Source organism: Chthoniobacter flavus Ellin428 (assembly GCF_000173075.1).
Taxonomy (GTDB): Bacteria; Verrucomicrobiota; Verrucomicrobiia; order Chthoniobacterales; family Chthoniobacteraceae; genus Chthoniobacter; species Chthoniobacter flavus.
Map to the genome: position 1 here is coordinate 163,612 of NZ_ABVL01000001.1, position 15,381 is coordinate 178,992.

Consider the following 15,381-nt stretch of genomic DNA (forward strand, 5'->3'; position numbering starts at 1 on the left):
CGCTTGACGTCCCATGGAACTTCTCTTAGCGATGCCTCTGGGAAGCGTGGCTCAATTCGGCTGCGTGGTCCCTCGTAGCTATTACACCTAACCCAATCCTCCGAGGTAACTAAATGAAAAAACTCCTCAGTATCATTGCTCTCACCGCACTCGTCGCCGGCGTCCCGTCGGTCACGTTGGCTGCGAAGAAATCCGCGCCTGCCACCGCGCCCGCCGCGGCGACTCCGTCCCCGGCCGCGACTCCGGCGGTCGCCAAGCCGATTCCGATGCACTCGCAGGTCACGACCATCGACGTGGCCGGCAAGTCCTTCACCCACAAGAATGCGGACGGCAAGGAAGTGAAGTTTGTCCTCACCGACAAAACCGAGGTGAAGCAGGGCAAGGCCGACGCGAAGTTCGATGATATCAAGGTCGGCGATTGGGTGAGCGGCCTGCGCATCAAGAAGAGCGACACCGAGTGGGAAGTGGTGAAGATCACCAAGTTCGGCCCGCTGGAGAAGAAGGCCGCCAAGACGGAGAAGAAATAATCCGCTAGTCGCAAAAATCTTTCACCGGCACCCGGGAAACTGGGTGCCGGTTTTTTTGTGCGCGGAGAGTGTGGCCGCGGCATCCTGCCGCCGGCGGGTTGACGATCAGCGGCCGGAGGCCGCTGCCCCTATGCTCCCCTTCTTGGAAGCGTTTCGGGTCTTCCAAAATGCTTATGCTAAATTTTTAGCACATTTTCCTTGGCCGCGCGGAATCGTGTGCTAAAAATTTAGCATGCCTGATCGATCCGCACATTCTCTCTCCCGGCGGGAACGGCAAATCATGGACATCATCTACGCCCGTGGTGAAGCGGCGGCGGCCGAAGTCCATGAAGCGCTGCCCGATGCCCCCAGCTACTCCGCCGTCCGCGCGCTCCTGCGCATCCTCGAGGAAAAGGGCCATCTCAAGCACCGCGAGGACGGCGCCCGCTATATCTACCTGCCCACCGAACCGCGCGGCAAAGCCAGTCGCTCGGCGTTGCAACGGGTGGTGAAAACTTTCTTCGAAGGCTCGCTCTCGAGTGCGGTCGCCGCGCTCGTCGATGCCGAAGGCGGCAAGCTCTCCGCGGAGGAGCTCGAACGCATCGAGGCCATCATCCGCGCCGTGAAAAACAAGTCCAAATAACCCGCGCCATGAACACCGAATCCGTCCTCCCCATCCTCGGCGAACTCCTCGCCAAGAGCGCCCTCATCACCCTCGCCGCGGCTCTGCTCGCTCGCGCCTGGCGCGGAACCACCGCCGCCCAGCGACACCTCGTGTGGTTGGTTGCGCTGGCCACGGTCATGATGCTGCCGTTGACTCGACTGGTCGCACCGTTCTGGCGAATCCCGCTCAACCCGTCGAAACCCGCGCTCATTGTCAAAGCGAAACCGTCGGTCATTCCGATGGCCCCGGTCGAAATGGCCTCGCCGATGGAACTCCCGATCGCGCCTCCGCCCACGCATGCTCCGCTCGATTGGCGGAAAATCCTCCTCGGCACCTGGTTGAGCGGCACCACGATTTTGCTCGGCTATCGTTTGTTCGGGAGCTGGCGTCTGCATCGACTGATGCGTCGCAGCACTCCGCTCGATGATCCGCGCATTCGCCTCCTGCTCAGCCGCGCGCTCAGCGAACTCCAGCTCCGGCGCCGCCCCGAGATTCGCCTCTCCGAGGAATGCCGCGTGCCCGTCACCTGGGGCAGCCTGCGTCCGGTGATGCTCCTGCCCAGGTCCGCGCTGCAATGGAGCGACACGTGGATCCTCGCCGCGCTTCGTCACGAGGCCGCGCACATCGCCCGCTACGACTATCTCACGCGCTGGTTTGCCCAGGTGGCCTGCGCGCTCTATTGGCCAAACCCGCTCGTCTGGATGCTCGCCCGTTCCTTGCGCGTGGCGCAGGAACTCGCTGCGGATGACCTCGTGCTCCGCGCCGGGACACCGGCCGACGAATACGCCTCACAACTGGTCAACGCCGCTCGCGAGATCCTCACGCACGGTTTCTTCGTCCGCCAGGCGGTGGCCATGGCCTGCCCCTCCACGCTCGAGGATCGCGTTCGTGCCATCGTCGATGGCTATCGCGATCGCCGCCCGCTCAGCCGTCTCGCGGTCGCCTGCGGCTCATTCGCCATCGCCGGCGTACTCGGTCTCAGCACGGCTGCGCAATTGCGCAGCGACGAGCAAAAGCCGACGCCCGAAACCAAAGATACGGAAACCAAATCTCTCCATCCGGCCAGCCCGCAAATCGAGATCGAGGCAAAGTTCGTCGAGATCCACTCGCCTGTGGCGAAGAGCTCGGACGTGCAAGCCGGAGACGCCGAGGGGCAGGCCGATCGGCCGACGATTTTCACGGACCCGCAGTTTCAATTGATCATCCGCTCGCTGAACCAAAAGAAGGGAGTGGATATCTTATCCTCTCCGCGGGTGACGACACGCGCGAACCAGCGTGCCGTGGTGGAAGCGGTCCGCGAATTCCGCACCCCAACGGAATGGGAATGGCGAAAGGAAAGCGGGACCTGGAAGCCAACGAAATTCGAAACGAAGAATCTCGGCATTTCGCTGGAAGTGGAACCGCGCCTTGGCAGAGACGGCACGCTCGAAGTGCACGCCATTTCCAGCGTGGTCGAGTTTCTCGGGTTCCTGGATCTGGATACCGGCAAAACGATTCTCGCGTCCAGGACAGCGGCGGATGGCAACGTGGAGGTGCCGCCAGTGGTGCCCGGCCATCGATCGAAGGGAATCTACTCGGAGCGCCGGAAAGAAAGCACCGTTAACCTGAAATCCGGCGAGACCTTCCAAATCGCGGATCTGCCGGAAACCGCGGATACCAAAGCCCTCGAAAAGCACGCATCGCGAAAACGGATCATGGTTTTCATTTCTCCGCGACTCATCGCACCGGCATCGGCGGCTGCCGGAACTGGCTCGGATGCTACGGGGTCGCCGGGGGCGCAGGGGGAATTGGTCCTCCATGGCACGTTGGACCTCAACGGCCCCAAGCAGATGGTGGCCGTCAGTGGAGCCTTCAAGGTCGTTCCGGAATCGGACGAGGCGTTCCTGCGCCGCATCCATCTCGAGATCACCGACCAGCAGCCCACACCCGAGGAATTGCGCGCGTTTCAGGATGCTTCGCAGCCCTCTGCTCAAAAGCGTCAGGCAGCGATCGAAAAGCTGACGGCGCGCGACGGGGACGCTGAGTTCTTACGCCATGTTTATCTCGTCATCATGGGCCGGCAGCCGCTGCCGGAGGAACTGCGCACCTTCCTCGATGATCCCCAGCCTTCTGCCGCCAAACGCCAGGCGATGGTCGAAAAGCTGACCGCTGCCAACGCAACGAACGCGGCGCAGAGCGAAACTCACCCGGGCGCATCGACGAATGCCGGCCCCAGCGCCGGGCCCGCCGGCACGCAGAGTCCCATGCTGGCCAAGGCGACGAAGATCATCATCCCGAAGATCGAATTCCGCGAAGCCACGCTCAACGAGGCGCTCGAATTCCTGCGGAAAAAGGCCATGGAATTCGATCCGGACAGACCGGGTGTGAAATCAGCGTCAAACCCCGGCGTCGAGTCGAATGATATGAGGATCACGTTGTCCCTCTCGAATGTCCCGCTCATTGAGGCCCTGAAGTATGTTACGGACCTCGCCGCAGTGGGACTCACGGTGCTGCCGGATGCGTTGGTGATTCAGCCGACGAATGGCGACGCCCGGGGGGCCGGCGGGCCTCCGCCACCCATTCCCGGACTCGATGCGGCTCCAACACCACCCGCGGTGTCAGAATCGGCGAAGCCCGAGGCACTGGCCGAAAGTCCCACGTTGAATAAGGCCACGAAGATCATCCTTCCGGAGATCGAGTTCCGCGATGCCACGCTCCGCGAGGCGGTTGATTTTCTTCGCATGAAAGCCAGGGAACTCGATCCGGATAAAACCGGCATCAATATCGTGGTGAAGCCCGGCGCAGGGGCCGACGTGCACATCACGCTATCCCTGACGAATATACCGTTGATCGAAGCACTGCATTATGTCGCGGGTTTGGCGGGCCTGCAGATGAAGGCCGAGAAGAATGCGGTGGTTCTCGGGCCGCCGGCCCCTGCGAGCGCGGCGATGCCGAAAGTCAAAACGGCCTCCAAAGAGGAAGGGCCGGTGGAAATCGAATCTGACAAAACCCACATGGAAAACGGAGTCGCAATCGCCGAGGGAAACGCCCGGTTGGCCTTCGGCAAATATCATGTGGCAGCGGATACCATTCTTTACCACCCCGATACGCGCTCGGCGGATTTCATCGGTCATGTCGCGGTGAAAGACGGAGTCAACCTGGTTCAGGGCGAAGAGATCAACGTCACTTTCGAGACGGGAAGTATCAAGGTCCGGGGTCCCCACCGCACGAACATCCCTTCGCATTAGCCTGCCTCGGGGAAGGCCGGAAAAGGCCGCCGGAACGGAAGCTCTCACGAATCCATGGGTGGAATAGCTTTTCTTCGGGTTGGGCTCGGGAATGTAACCGTCGCAATGCGCTATTAACCTCAGGTGCCTGCTATGTGTGCGGCGCTCTCGGCTTTGCAAAGCGGGGTGGTAAGCGGTAGACGGAACAGCGGCATTTGACGCTTCGCTGTGGACCTCGCAGCGCCTTAATCTAGCCTTCTCCCCAGATGAAAGGTATTTTTCCTTTGTTGCCGGCGATGGCATGGTCCCTCCTCGTAGCATCGCCCTGTCCCCAAGCGTTGAGTGTCGGTGCTGATAGAATTCCTGCTGCTGCCCGAGCCGTCTCATTTACCGGGCCAACGGCGGACGCGGCGTCCCGGATCATTATTCCCCGGCTCGACTTCCGGGAGGCGACGCTTGGAGAGGCCCTCGATTTCCTTCGGAAGAAGGCTGAGGAACTCTCTCCCAACAGAAGTCTCTTCAATTTGGTTCTAAATTTGCCTCCCGATGCCAGACCACCGCGGCTCACTCTGGAATTGAAAGACGTCTCTCTCCTTGACGCAGCGCGATCGATTGCCGCTTTGGTGAATCTGGAGCTGACCTTGGAACAAAATGCATTCGTCTTTGGAGTCGCTCCACCCAAGGTCAAAATGGCCAAACCGAGTGCGGCATGGAAGAAAGCGGAGGCATTGAGCATTCCGCAGTTGGAATTGCGCCAGGCGACTACGTTAGAAGCAGTGGAATTTCTTCAGAAGAAATCCGCTGAACTCGATCCCGGCAAGAGGGGCGTGAACCTCCTCCTCCAGCCCGGTCCCGAAAACTTTGCCAGGATGTCCATGTCCTTGAGAGGGATCTCGCTGGCCGAGGCGCTGCGTTATGTGGCCGGGGCGGCAGAGATGGAATTGATGGCTCAGCCGGATAGGATCGTTCTTCAGCCTCGAAAGGAGAGGGCGGTAAAACCGCCGAAGATGGTGGCAGCTTCGGTTCGCCGGGAAGGGAGCGTCATTCTGGCCGAGGACCACGCGGTATTGAATGGCGAAGGGTTAACCATTGTTGCCGACGAAATCCGCTACGACACCGCGACCGCGCGAGCCCAGGCGTCCGGGCATGTCGAAATCTGGCACGGGGCGGAGTTGACGCAGGGCGACGATCTTCAGTTGGGACTGGGGCCTCGGGGCCAGTTTGTCGTCGAGGGCGCTTTGCGCTCGACCGTGGTGTGGCCCTTTTCAAATTTGGAAGGCGCCTCGGAACCCGAACGGACCGATATCATGACGACCTTCTTGCGAGGTCTCACCCTGAGAGGCGAAGGTGATGTCCAAGGTGCGGCGTGGCAATTCGAGCGAGCGCTGGAAAAGCTCGACGGCGTCAAAATGTCCGACGCCTCTGATCAACGGATTCTCAAAGAGTTTCGCGCGATCATTATGGATAAACAGAAGGGCCTTTGATCTTTCCGCTAAAGGAACAGTATCTCACTGCCGCGTTCGTCCCGCTAATAAACTTGCCGGTTGCCGGATTGGCGCGGGTGAAAGATACTCCCGCCCGATGTCGTCCAACGTGCCCGCCGCCCCCCCTGTTGCCTTTACGCTTCCGCGTCCGGTGCCGCAGCAAAAGATTCGTTCCCCCAAGAAAAACATTCCGCAGACCCCCATCCAGCGGCAGTACATCCTGGAGCAGGTCCGTGCGTATGTAGCTGAGCAAAAGCCAGTTCCGCCGTTGCCGGCGGATGATATCAAGGTCCATGCGGACAAGCTGGTAGCGCAATTCCAGTGCGACCCGATTTACCGCGATTACATCGGCGTCCTGCTGAACAACGAGATGTGGCGGGAGCAGCTCGCCGCCGTCCCTTTCGAGCGTCGTCTGCTGCTTTTACCGAAATGCCTCCGTGTGGAGGACCGTTGCCCGGCGCCTTTTGATGAATTTGGCCTCCTTTGCAAGCAGTGCGGGCTGTGCACCATTCAGGATTTGCAGTCCGAGGCCGAGCGGCTCGGCTACGCAGTGCTGGTGGCCGAGGGCAGTGCGATCGTCATGTCGCTCATCCAGACGGGCAAGATTGAGGCCATCGTTGGCGTGAGCTGCCTCAGCGTGCTGGAGCGCGCGTTTCCTTATATGGAAGCGGCGGCCATCCCTGGCGTCGCTGTCCCGCTGCTGCAGGACGATTGCATCGATACCAATGTCGACCTTGATTGGGTGTGGGATTACATCCACCTGACCAGCGACGACCAGACGCGCCGTCTCGACCTGAGCCAGCTCCGCGACGACATCGATTTCTGGTTCACCCCGCTCAATCTCGACTCCATCATGGGTCCCGCCGAGGGCGAGACGGAGAAGATCTCGCGCCAGTGGCTCGGCCGCGCCGGCAAACGCTGGCGGCCGTTCCTCACCGTGGCCGCGTATCAGGCGCTGCGGACCACGCCCGGCGCGCCGATTCCCGATGACCTGCGCAAGGTCGCCGTGGCGGTCGAATGCTTCCACAAGGCCTCGCTCATCCACGATGATATCGAGGACAACGACGCGCAGCGTTACGGCGAGCCGACGCTACATGAGGAACACGGCATCGCCGTGGCGCTCAATGTCGGCGACCTGCTCATCGGCGAAGGCTACCGCCTGCTCGCAGCGTGCAACGCCAGTCCCGAGCAAAAGGTCGCCATGCTGCGCATCGCCGCCGAGGGTCAGCGCGAACTCTGCCGCGGCCAGGGCGCCGAACTCGTCTGGGCCCGCCAGCCGCAGCCGCTCACCTCGACCGAGGTACTCGATATTTTCCGCAAAAAGACCGCGCCCGCCTTCGGCGTGGCGCTGCAGCTCGGTACCGTCTACGCGGGCCAGCTCGAGGAACACGAGGAAGTGCTCCAGGCCTACAGCGAAGCGCTGGGTATCGCCTATCAGATCCGTGACGACCTCAGCGATCTCGGCGCCAGCGGCGAGACGAACGACATCGCCGGTCTGCGCCCCAGCCTCCTCCTCGCCGTCGCCTTCGAGCGCGCGAATCTCGAGGCCAGCGGCGCCGACAAATCGCTCGCCGAAAAGCGCGCCGAACAGAAGCTTGCCCTCGAAGCCCACTGGCGCCGCCTTTCCACGGCCACCCCGGCGGAAATCGAAGCGCTCTACTTCGAGCTCCGCGCCGACGAGCGCTGCCGTACCCTGCTCGAGAGCTATAAGGAAGAAGCCATCCGCTCCCTGCGCGACGTCGAGAACGCCAACCTGAAAGGCCTGCTCCGCCGCGTCATTGGCAAGATCTTCAACGACGCGGAAATCAAAGGCTGGTGCAAGGAATTCGAGCAAAAGAACCTCGGTGGCGTGGCCCTGGCCTCGGCGTAAGCCGGGGCCCACGGAAGCTTGCTGTGAAGCCGCTTCGCGAGTAGTGTCTAGCCAATGTCCGCCGCCGAAATCATCGAGCAGATCAAGGCCCTGCCGCCGGAAGAGCAGCGCGAAGTGTCCCGCTTTGTGCATACGCACGTAGACGCCCAACCACCGCGCACCGCTCAAAGAAACGCTTCCGAACCGATCGAATCGATCGCCTCGCGTATTTTTGATCGTTACGACCCACTCTTTCGGAAACTGGCTGAGTGAGCGAGCCGATTTTTCTTTCGTTTGCGGAAGTGCAAACGTTGCACGTGTTGTCCCTGCAACGGTATGGCGGCCTGCACGGTATTCGCGATCAAGGTGGAGTCGAATCCGCGGTCGAGCAGCCCAAGAACACATTCTACTACGGTGGCGGCGATCTTTTCGACGTCGCCGCGGCGTACGCATTTCACATTGCCCAAGCGCAGGCCTTTCTGGATGGAAACAAACGCACCGGCCTGGCTGCGGCCCTTGCTTTCCTCGAGCGCAACAACTTGGTGGCGCTCTACGAGTGGGAGGAGTTGTATCGAGTCATGATCGAAATCGCCGAAAGGCGATGTGGCAAGGAAGCGCTGGCCGAAATTTTCCGTGCGGCATTTCCTACCGGGAGCGGCCTTCTGGAATAGCTTTCGCAGCAAGCGACCAATCCGCCCGTGAGCCTCCGTCTGCAAATGCTGCAAATCGCGCGCGTCGCGCCGAAGGTGCTCGGAGAATCGGCCGATTTGGTGCGGCCGTTTCTGGCGAAACAATTTTCACCGGAGGGGGGCGCGATGGATCGCGGGGGAAAGCCCGATCTCTATTACACGATCTTTGCTCTCGCCGGTCTGCAGGCCATGCAGGCGGAAGAGCAAATCGACCATCGGCAATCTGCCATCTGCCATTGGCTGCGCAGCTTCGGCGATGGCGCCGATCTCGATTTCGTCCACCTCAGTGCGCTGGCCCGTTGCTGGGCGGCGATCGGTCTCGACCACGCGCCCCACGGCCTCGCCGATGCCGTGCTCGCCCGCATTGAAAAGCATCGCTCCCGCGATGGTGGTTACGAAGCGGACATCAGCGCTGAACACGGCAACGCCTACGGCTGTTTCGTCGCCCTTGGCGCGTATCAAGATCTGGGCCGCGAATTGCCCGACCCGTTGCGCATGGTGCAGTGCCTCAAGTTCCTCGAAACGCCGGACGGCGCCTGGGCCAACGCACGCGGTCTAAAAATCGGCTCCACAAACGCCACCGCCGCCGCGGTCACGTTGCTCCATCAACTCCGCATCCCGGTAAACCAAAGCGTCGGCGACTGGCTGCTCGCACAACTCCACCCCGAAGGTGGTTTCCTCGCCATGCCGAACGCGCCGATGCCCGACCTCCTCTCCACGGCCACCACCCTGCACGCGCTCTCCTGTCTCGAACGCGAAGTGCCACCGGCCGTCCGCGAACGCTGCCTCGATTTCATCGACACCCTCTGGGACGCCGAAGGCGGCTTCCACGGCCACTGGGCCGACGACCATCTCGACGCCGAATACACCTTCTACGGCCTGCTGGCGCTCGGGCATCTCAGCGTCTAAGCTGTTGGTATGACCCAGCACATCATCCTCTACGACGGCGATTGTCCGATGTGCGTGTTCCAGATGAAGATGCTGAGCTGGCTGGATTGGTTTGGCGTGCTCGCGCTGGTGCCGCTCAGTGATCCGCGGGCGCAGGAAGTGGCGCCGCAACTCACGCGCGAGGATTTGCTGGAGGCCATTCATTGCGTCACCCCGCAGGGCCGTATTTATCGTGGCGCGCGGGCGATTCGTTTTGTCGGCATGCGGTTGCCGTTGCTCGTGCCGGTGGCGCTGTTTCTGTGGATTCCCGGGGTGATTCTCATCGCGGAAATCGTCTACCAGTGGGTGAGCCGGAATCGTCTCCTCCTCAGCCGCATCTTTGGCTGCAAGGACGCCTGCGCCATTCTGCCGGCAAAGAAACGCGAACAGGACAAGCTGGCTTAGTCGTTTGGAAACACTTTCCCGCTCCCGGCTCGAAGCGGCGCTGGCCAAGGCCACGCAGGCGCTCCTCACGGAGCTCAATCCCGCCGGTCATTGGAGCGGTGAACTTTCCAGCAGCGCGCTTTCCACGGCGACAGCGATCGTCGCGCTGGGTGCCGTCGATCGGGAGCAGCAGCGCGAGTTGATCGCCGGTGGCATGCGCTGGCTGGCGCAGCATCAGAACGCCGACGGAGGCTGGGGCGACACAGTGAAGAGCCGCAGCAATATTAGCACGACGGCGCTTTGCTGGGCGGCGGTGAGCACTTCGACGGAGCATGCGGAGAGCGCGGCGAAGGCCGAGGCGTGGCTCACGCGAGCGGCGGGATCGATGGCGCAACTCGTGCCGGCCATCGAGGCTCGCTACGGCAAAGACCGCACGTTCTCCGTGCCGATCCTCATGCATCTGGCGATCTGTGGTCGGGTGAGTTGGTCACAAATTCCGGCGCTGCCTTTCGAACTGGCGGCGCTGCCGCATCAGCTTTTCGGTGCATTGCAACTGCCGGTGGTGAGCTACGCACTGCCTGCGCTCATCGCGATCGGACAGGCCATCCATCACCACGCGCCGCCGACGAATCCGCTCTTGAACGGGCTCCGCAAAAGTGCGCGGGCCCGCACGCTGGAGGTGCTCGAATCGATCCAGCCACAGAACGGCGGTTTCCTCGAAGCGACGCCGCTGACCAGCTTCGTCACCATGGCGCTCGCTTCCGCGGGTGAGGCCCAACATCCTGTCGCTCGTCGCGGGGTGAGTTTTCTACAAGCGAGCGTGCAGCGCGATGGCAGTTGGGCGATCGACACGAACCTCGCCACGTGGGTCACGACACTTTCGATCAAGGCCCTCGCGCATCAGCCGGGCGCGCTCTCGCCGGAACGCGCTTTGACCCTCCGCGAATGGCTCCTCGGCCAGCAGTACGTCGTGGAGCATCCTTACACCCACGCCGCGCCCGGCGGTTGGGCCTGGACCGATCTTCCTGGCGGCGTGCCCGACGCGGATGACACGCCCGGGGCGCTCCTCGCGCTGTTGCATCTCGGCGTCGTCGATGCGCCCACTCGCCAGGCCGGTCAGATAGGCGTGCGCTGGCTGCTCGACCTGCAAAATCGCGACGGCGGCATTCCCACTTTCTGCCGCGGCTGGGGCGCACTGCCTTTCGATCGCAGTTCACCCGATCTCACCGCGCACACCCTGCGCGCGTGGACAGCGTGGCTGCCACAGCTCGATGAATCGCTGAAGCGGCGCACCCTTCGAGCCGTCACGAAAGCGATTCATTTCCTCGCCACCCATCAGCGTACCGACGGCTCGTGGCTGCCGCTGTGGTTTGGCAACGAACACGCGCCCGATGATGAAAACCCACTCTACGGCACGGCCAAGGTGGTGATCGCGTTGCGCGAATTATTAAACCGCGATTTCACGCTCCCGAATGGCATGCTCGAGCGTGCGTTGTGCTGGCTCGTGGAACGACAGGACATCTCCGGCGGCTGGAGCGGTGCAAAGAATGGTCCCGTCTCCGTCGAAGAAACGGCGCTCGCGGTGGAAGCACTCGCCGGCACCGGGCACGTCAGCGCCACCGATCGCGGCGCGGCGTGGTTGACCGAACAAATCGAAGCCGACACGTGGCGCGAACCTGCGCCGATCGGTTTCTATTTCGCCAAGCTCTGGTACTACGAACGCCTTTATCCACAGATCTGGACCGTCGGCGCATTGGGGCGAGTCGCGGCATTGCGCGTGGGTGAGTCAGAAAGCGACACGCCGGCTGGACTTCACCGGGCGACCTCCGAGACCTGACCTCGGAGAGAGGCGCGCTGTCGCTTTCATGTCGACGCGTGTTCCCGACATCGACAGAGCGATAACTTCTAACTCCGATTCGGAAACATCTGCAGAGAACTACTTACGTGAGAGAACTGTCATCGCGCTTTTCCAAGCGCATCACCTGCTTTTTCACAACCTCCACATTTTTCGTAAGCTCGAAGAGCGCTTTCACGATCTCCGCTTTCGTCGGTTCATCGGCGAGCGCGGGAAGCAGCGGGTGAATATTCGTCACGCCGCTGGCGATTTGCAGGCACGCGGCGCGAATTTGGGTGATGGCTTCTGCACGATCCATGAAGAAAAGGTTGCGGTTCCATCCGCGGAGCGCAAGCCTAGGAGCACGTGAAATCAGTGCGAAGTTTATGCGAGTTGTAGTTACGTGCGGGCCCAGTTACGAGCCAATCGATGAGGTGCGGAGGATCACCAATTTTTCCACCGGAGAGCTGGGGACGCTTTTGGCGAATCACCTGGCGAAATCCGGTTGCGAAGTGGTGTGCTATCGCGGTGTCGGCGCCACGACCGTGGAGCGGGTCACGGGTGCCCGCGTGGTGCCGTTTGGCACCAATCACCATTTGCAATCCGAGCTCGAGGTCTTGCCCGAGCGTGAAACCGTCGGCGCCGTTTTTCATGCGGCGGCGTTGGTGGATTACCGGGTGAAGAGCGTGCACACCGCCGCTGGCAACGCGGTGGCGGCCTCGAAAATTCCCAGCCGCGCCGGCGAGCTCACGATCACGCTCGCGCCTTACCTGAAGCTCATTCACAAACTCCGCGAGCTGTTTCCGAAGAGCCGTATCGTCGGCTGGAAATACGAGCTCGTGGGCAGCCGGGCCGATGTGCTGGCCGCAGCAATTCGCCAGCTGACGGAGAGTCACACCGATGCGTGTGTGATGAATGGCGCGGCGTACGGCGGAGGCTTCGGATTTCTGGAGCCGCATACGAAGCCGGTGCATTTCGCGGACAAGCCGGCACTCTGCCAGCATCTCTCGAAGTGGCTGAAGACGAAGGAGAAGAAGTAGAAGGAGCTACGATCGCTCGGCGAGAAATTGCACCACCTGCTCGGCGAGCTTGCGGCCGATACCTTCGGTTTCCGGCGATCTGCTCGGCGGTCGCACGCCGCAAGCGCGCGACGCTGCCGAACTTTTGCAGCAGCAATTGTTTGCGATGCTGCGAAACTCCGGGGCAATCATCGAGGATGCTCTCGGCAATGCGGCGCTTCATGAGCACTGGTGATAGCCATTGGCAAAGCGGTGCGGCTTCATCGCGGATGCGCTGCAGGAGTTGCAGCGCGCCGCTGTCGTGCGGCAGTTGCAAAGGCTGCGGGCGGCCGGGGCGATAGATCTCCTCGAATTCCTTGGCCAGGCCGATGATCGGCACTTCCTCGAGGCGCAGCCGTTGTAGTTCACGGCAGGCCGCGCTGAGCTGGCCTTTGCCGCCGTCGACAATGATGAGACTCGGCAGCCGCGGTACCCCGGGCGTCTCCGGCTCATCGCCCACCCGCGCCACGGCGTCGCGCAACTTTTCCTGCGAAAATTGCGGAGCGTAATCGATGTGCTCTTCGCTCTCCGCTTTCGACGACGGCGCGCGCGAGGCGCCGACCGCGGCCTCGTGCAACACGCGCGTGTAACGCCGCCGCACCACCTCGCCCATGCTGGCAAAGTCGTCCTGCCCCTCCACCGTCTTGATGCGGAACCGCCGGTAGAGATAGTTCGCCGGCCGGCCATCGACGAAACACACCATGCTGGCGACGATGTGCGTGGTGCTGATGTTGGAAATATCGAAACACTCCATCCGGCGCGGCGGCCCACCGAGGCCAAGCGCATCGCCCAGCGCGGCGAGATCGGCCACGGGATCGACGGTGCTGGTCACGCCGAGGCGATGCCGCATGTCCCGCGTGTAGCGGGCCATCGGCTTGGTCGTCTTGCGCAGGTCATCGAGCATGTTGCGCAGCTCGGCGGCTTTTTCAAAATCCAGCGCCGCGGCCGCTTTCTTCATCTCCTGTTCCAGTGCTTCGAGGAGTTCCTTCGATTGCCCGGCGAGGAATTCGCAGGCCCGATCCACCCGCTCGCGATACTGCTCCATCGTCGTGTCCGCCAGCTTCATCGGCACCTGATACGTCGATGACTTCAACTCACGCTCGCTCGGGTTGCCGCGGCCAAACGTCAGCACGCCGAACTTTTTCCGCATGAACGCCAGCGTCTGCCGCAGCGCCCCGGCATGGGCAAAGGGGCCGAAGTACTTGGCGCTCTCATCGTTCTTCATCCGGGTGAGCCGGAAGCGCGGCCACTCCTCGCGCATGTCGACCTTCACCAGCAGGAAGCGTTTGTCGTCGCGGAAGCTGATATTGTAGCGCGGCCGGAATTCCTTGATGAGCCGGCCTTCGAGTAACAGCGCCTCCGGTTCGCTGCCCACGAGGTGCCATTCGAAATCCCAGATCGCGTCGAGGAGCGCCCGGGTCTTCAGGTCCGCACGCATCGCGCGGCTGGGGGTGAAATACTGGCCGACCCGTTTGCGGAGGTTGCGCGCCTTGCCCACATAGATCACCCGGTGGAAGCGGTCGCGCATCAGGTAGACCCCCGGTTTGTGGGGCACATCGTGCATTTTGGCCTTAAAATCGGCCTTCGTGGGTTGAACGGGCATCGGCGAACAGTATCTAACGGCAACTCGGCAATATGTCACACGAAGCCCTTTGGCCCGCAAATCCCACCTCCCGTTCGAATAAACAGTGGTCCCACCGGTATCACTAGGGTGCCGGGCGGGCCAAAAGCCCTTCGACGTCTGGGCAAAAACACCTAAGAATTTACTCTGGCATTGGGCTGGAGGTTGCATCCTCCTCCCTACCCGCTAGAATGGCTGACTAATTTCATGAACTTCACCGCACCTTTCCTGGCCCTGATGTTCGGCGCCGCCACCCTGTTCGGCCAGGAAGCCGTTTCCCCTGCTCCCGTGGAAAACGGCGTCCTTTTGGCGCAAACCTCGCCCGCTGGCAAAGAGAACGCGATCACCTCGATCAACGATCACGGCGCCCGGGACAAGGCTCCCGCCGCGGCCTCGAATTCCTCGGGTGATTCCTCGTCCGGCTCGGGCGGACGCTCCGGCGGTAACTATCTCGTTCCGCCCACTTCCGGCGGCTTCAATCCCGTCACCCTGTGGAAGCTCATTGAATCAGGTGGCTGGGTCATGGTGGCCATCGGCTTCCTTTCCGTGGTCACGGTCATGCTCGTTTTCACCTATCTCTTTACGCTGCGCCGGGGAGCCATCCTCACCCCGCACTATATGAATACGGCGGATGTCCTGCTGAAGAAGCGGGACTACCTCGGCCTGCTGGCCATCTCGAGCCGCCATGGCGAAGCCGTCGCCCGCGTGGTGCAGCGGACCCTGGATTTTGCCACGAAGAACCCAACGGCTTCTTATGAGGTCGTCCGCGAAATCGCCGAGACCGAGGCGGCCAGCCAGGCGGCCTCGCTCCAGCACCGCACGGTTTACCTCGCGGATATCGGCATGCTCGCCCCGATGATCGGCCTTCTCGGCACCGTCATCGGCATCATCAGCTCTTTCGGTGATCTCGCGCACAAGGACGCCAGCCAATCGCGCGACATGCTCCTCGCCGGCGGCGTCTCCCAGGCACTCGTCGCCACCGCCTCGGGCCTCGTGCTCGGCATCACCGCGATGTTCTTCTACTCGCTCTTCCGCAATCGCGTGCAGAGCCTCATCTCCGATCTCGAGATCGCCTCCGCCCACATCCTCGGCTTGATCGCGCTGAATTTTAACAAGAAGCGCGAACAGTCCCGCGTCGCCGTCGACGAGGAATTCTAGG

Annotated in this window: 13 protein-coding genes and 1 pseudogene; 12 read left to right on the forward strand and 2 right to left on the reverse strand. The window is 62.0% G+C overall.

The annotated features are described in order from the left end of the window. The first annotated feature begins 113 nt into the window (after positions 1–113). From CFE428DRAFT_RS00710 to CFE428DRAFT_RS00755, 10 genes are all read left to right on the forward strand, one after another. Positions 114–527: a hypothetical protein gene (locus CFE428DRAFT_RS00710; protein WP_006977478.1), complete on the forward strand. Its 414-nt coding sequence runs from the start codon at positions 114–116 to the stop codon at positions 525–527. Between the two features lie 232 nt (positions 528–759). Further along, positions 760–1,149, forward strand: a complete 390-nt coding sequence (locus tag CFE428DRAFT_RS00715) for a BlaI/MecI/CopY family transcriptional regulator (protein WP_042724167.1) — start codon at positions 760–762, stop codon at positions 1,147–1,149. Positions 1,150–1,157: 8 nt separating this feature from the next. After that, a complete protein-coding gene (locus tag CFE428DRAFT_RS00720; RefSeq protein WP_006977480.1) occupies positions 1,158–4,397 on the forward strand; it encodes a M56 family metallopeptidase in 3,240 nt (1,079 codons plus the stop codon). 245 nt (positions 4,398–4,642) lie between these two features. Further along, positions 4,643–5,860 carry a hypothetical protein gene (locus CFE428DRAFT_RS00725; protein ID WP_042724168.1) on the forward strand — a complete coding sequence of 406 codons (1,218 nt, stop codon included), beginning with the start codon at positions 4,643–4,645 and terminating at the stop codon, positions 5,858–5,860. 97 nt (positions 5,861–5,957) lie between these two features. Then, positions 5,958–7,730, forward strand: coding sequence for a polyprenyl synthetase family protein (locus tag CFE428DRAFT_RS00730; protein ID WP_006977482.1), 1,773 nt, complete (start codon positions 5,958–5,960; stop codon positions 7,728–7,730). A gap of 54 nt (positions 7,731–7,784) precedes the next feature. Then, the gene (locus CFE428DRAFT_RS00735; protein ID WP_006977483.1) at positions 7,785–7,982 is read left to right on the forward strand and encodes a hypothetical protein; all 198 of its coding nucleotides are present in this window, start codon (positions 7,785–7,787) and stop codon (positions 7,980–7,982) included. Continuing rightward, positions 7,979–8,380: a type II toxin-antitoxin system death-on-curing family toxin gene (locus CFE428DRAFT_RS00740; protein ID WP_006977484.1), complete on the forward strand. Its 402-nt coding sequence runs from the start codon at positions 7,979–7,981 to the stop codon at positions 8,378–8,380. The genes CFE428DRAFT_RS00735 and CFE428DRAFT_RS00740 overlap by 4 nt, the downstream gene beginning before the upstream one ends. Positions 8,381–8,407: 27 nt before the next feature. Next, entirely contained in the window at positions 8,408–9,307 is a 900-nt protein-coding gene (locus CFE428DRAFT_RS00745) for a prenyltransferase/squalene oxidase repeat-containing protein (RefSeq protein WP_042724169.1), read from the forward strand. A 9-nt stretch (positions 9,308–9,316) separates the two neighbouring features. Beyond that, a complete protein-coding gene (locus CFE428DRAFT_RS00750) occupies positions 9,317–9,730 on the forward strand; it encodes a thiol-disulfide oxidoreductase DCC family protein (RefSeq protein WP_006977486.1) in 414 nt (137 codons plus the stop codon). Positions 9,731–9,734: 4 nt separating this feature from the next. Further along, complete coding sequence (locus tag CFE428DRAFT_RS00755; RefSeq protein ID WP_006977487.1) at positions 9,735–11,546, forward strand: prenyltransferase/squalene oxidase repeat-containing protein; 1,812 nt, start codon at positions 9,735–9,737, stop codon at positions 11,544–11,546. A 103-nt stretch (positions 11,547–11,649) separates the two neighbouring features. On the opposite strand, the gene CFE428DRAFT_RS36835 is transcribed toward CFE428DRAFT_RS00755, so the two are convergent. Beyond that, positions 11,650–11,862, reverse strand: a complete 213-nt coding sequence (locus tag CFE428DRAFT_RS36835; protein WP_006977488.1) for a hypothetical protein — start codon at positions 11,860–11,862, stop codon at positions 11,650–11,652. Between the two features lie 67 nt (positions 11,863–11,929). Here CFE428DRAFT_RS36835 and CFE428DRAFT_RS40830 point away from each other — a divergent pair. Beyond that, positions 11,930–12,427 (forward strand): annotated as a pseudogene (locus CFE428DRAFT_RS40830) (phosphopantothenoylcysteine decarboxylase domain-containing protein); the annotation flags it as partial. Here CFE428DRAFT_RS40830 and CFE428DRAFT_RS00770 read toward each other — a convergent pair. Then, entirely contained in the window at positions 12,321–14,204 is a 1,884-nt protein-coding gene (locus CFE428DRAFT_RS00770; protein ID WP_006977490.1) for a UvrB/UvrC motif-containing protein, read from the reverse strand. The pseudogene CFE428DRAFT_RS40830 and the gene CFE428DRAFT_RS00770 overlap by 107 nt on opposite strands. A gap of 225 nt (positions 14,205–14,429) precedes the next feature. Between CFE428DRAFT_RS00770 and CFE428DRAFT_RS00775 the strand changes: the two genes are divergently transcribed. Continuing rightward, a complete protein-coding gene (locus CFE428DRAFT_RS00775; protein ID WP_006977491.1) occupies positions 14,430–15,380 on the forward strand; it encodes a MotA/TolQ/ExbB proton channel family protein in 951 nt (316 codons plus the stop codon). Position 15,381 lies beyond the last annotated feature (1 nt).

Excerpts from the sequence above, each read along its gene's own strand:
- CFE428DRAFT_RS00710 (WP_006977478.1), top strand. The coding sequence starts at position 114 with ATGAAAAAACTCCTCAGTATCATTGCTCTCACCGCACTCGTCGCCGGC.
- CFE428DRAFT_RS00715 (WP_042724167.1), top strand. The coding sequence starts at position 760 with ATGCCTGATCGATCCGCACATTCTCTCTCCCGGCGGGAACGGCAAATC.
- CFE428DRAFT_RS00720 (WP_006977480.1), top strand. The coding sequence starts at position 1,158 with ATGAACACCGAATCCGTCCTCCCCATCCTCGGCGAACTCCTCGCCAAG.
- CFE428DRAFT_RS00725 (WP_042724168.1), top strand. The coding sequence starts at position 4,643 with ATGAAAGGTATTTTTCCTTTGTTGCCGGCGATGGCATGGTCCCTCCTC.
- CFE428DRAFT_RS00730 (WP_006977482.1), top strand. The coding sequence starts at position 5,958 with ATGTCGTCCAACGTGCCCGCCGCCCCCCCTGTTGCCTTTACGCTTCCG.
- CFE428DRAFT_RS00735 (WP_006977483.1), top strand. The coding sequence starts at position 7,785 with ATGTCCGCCGCCGAAATCATCGAGCAGATCAAGGCCCTGCCGCCGGAA.
- CFE428DRAFT_RS00750 (WP_006977486.1), top strand. The coding sequence starts at position 9,317 with ATGACCCAGCACATCATCCTCTACGACGGCGATTGTCCGATGTGCGTG.
- CFE428DRAFT_RS36835 (WP_006977488.1), bottom strand. The coding sequence starts at position 11,862 with ATGGATCGTGCAGAAGCCATCACCCAAATTCGCGCCGCGTGCCTGCAA.
- CFE428DRAFT_RS00770 (WP_006977490.1), bottom strand. The coding sequence starts at position 14,204 with ATGCCCGTTCAACCCACGAAGGCCGATTTTAAGGCCAAAATGCACGAT.
- CFE428DRAFT_RS00775 (WP_006977491.1), top strand. The coding sequence starts at position 14,430 with ATGAACTTCACCGCACCTTTCCTGGCCCTGATGTTCGGCGCCGCCACC.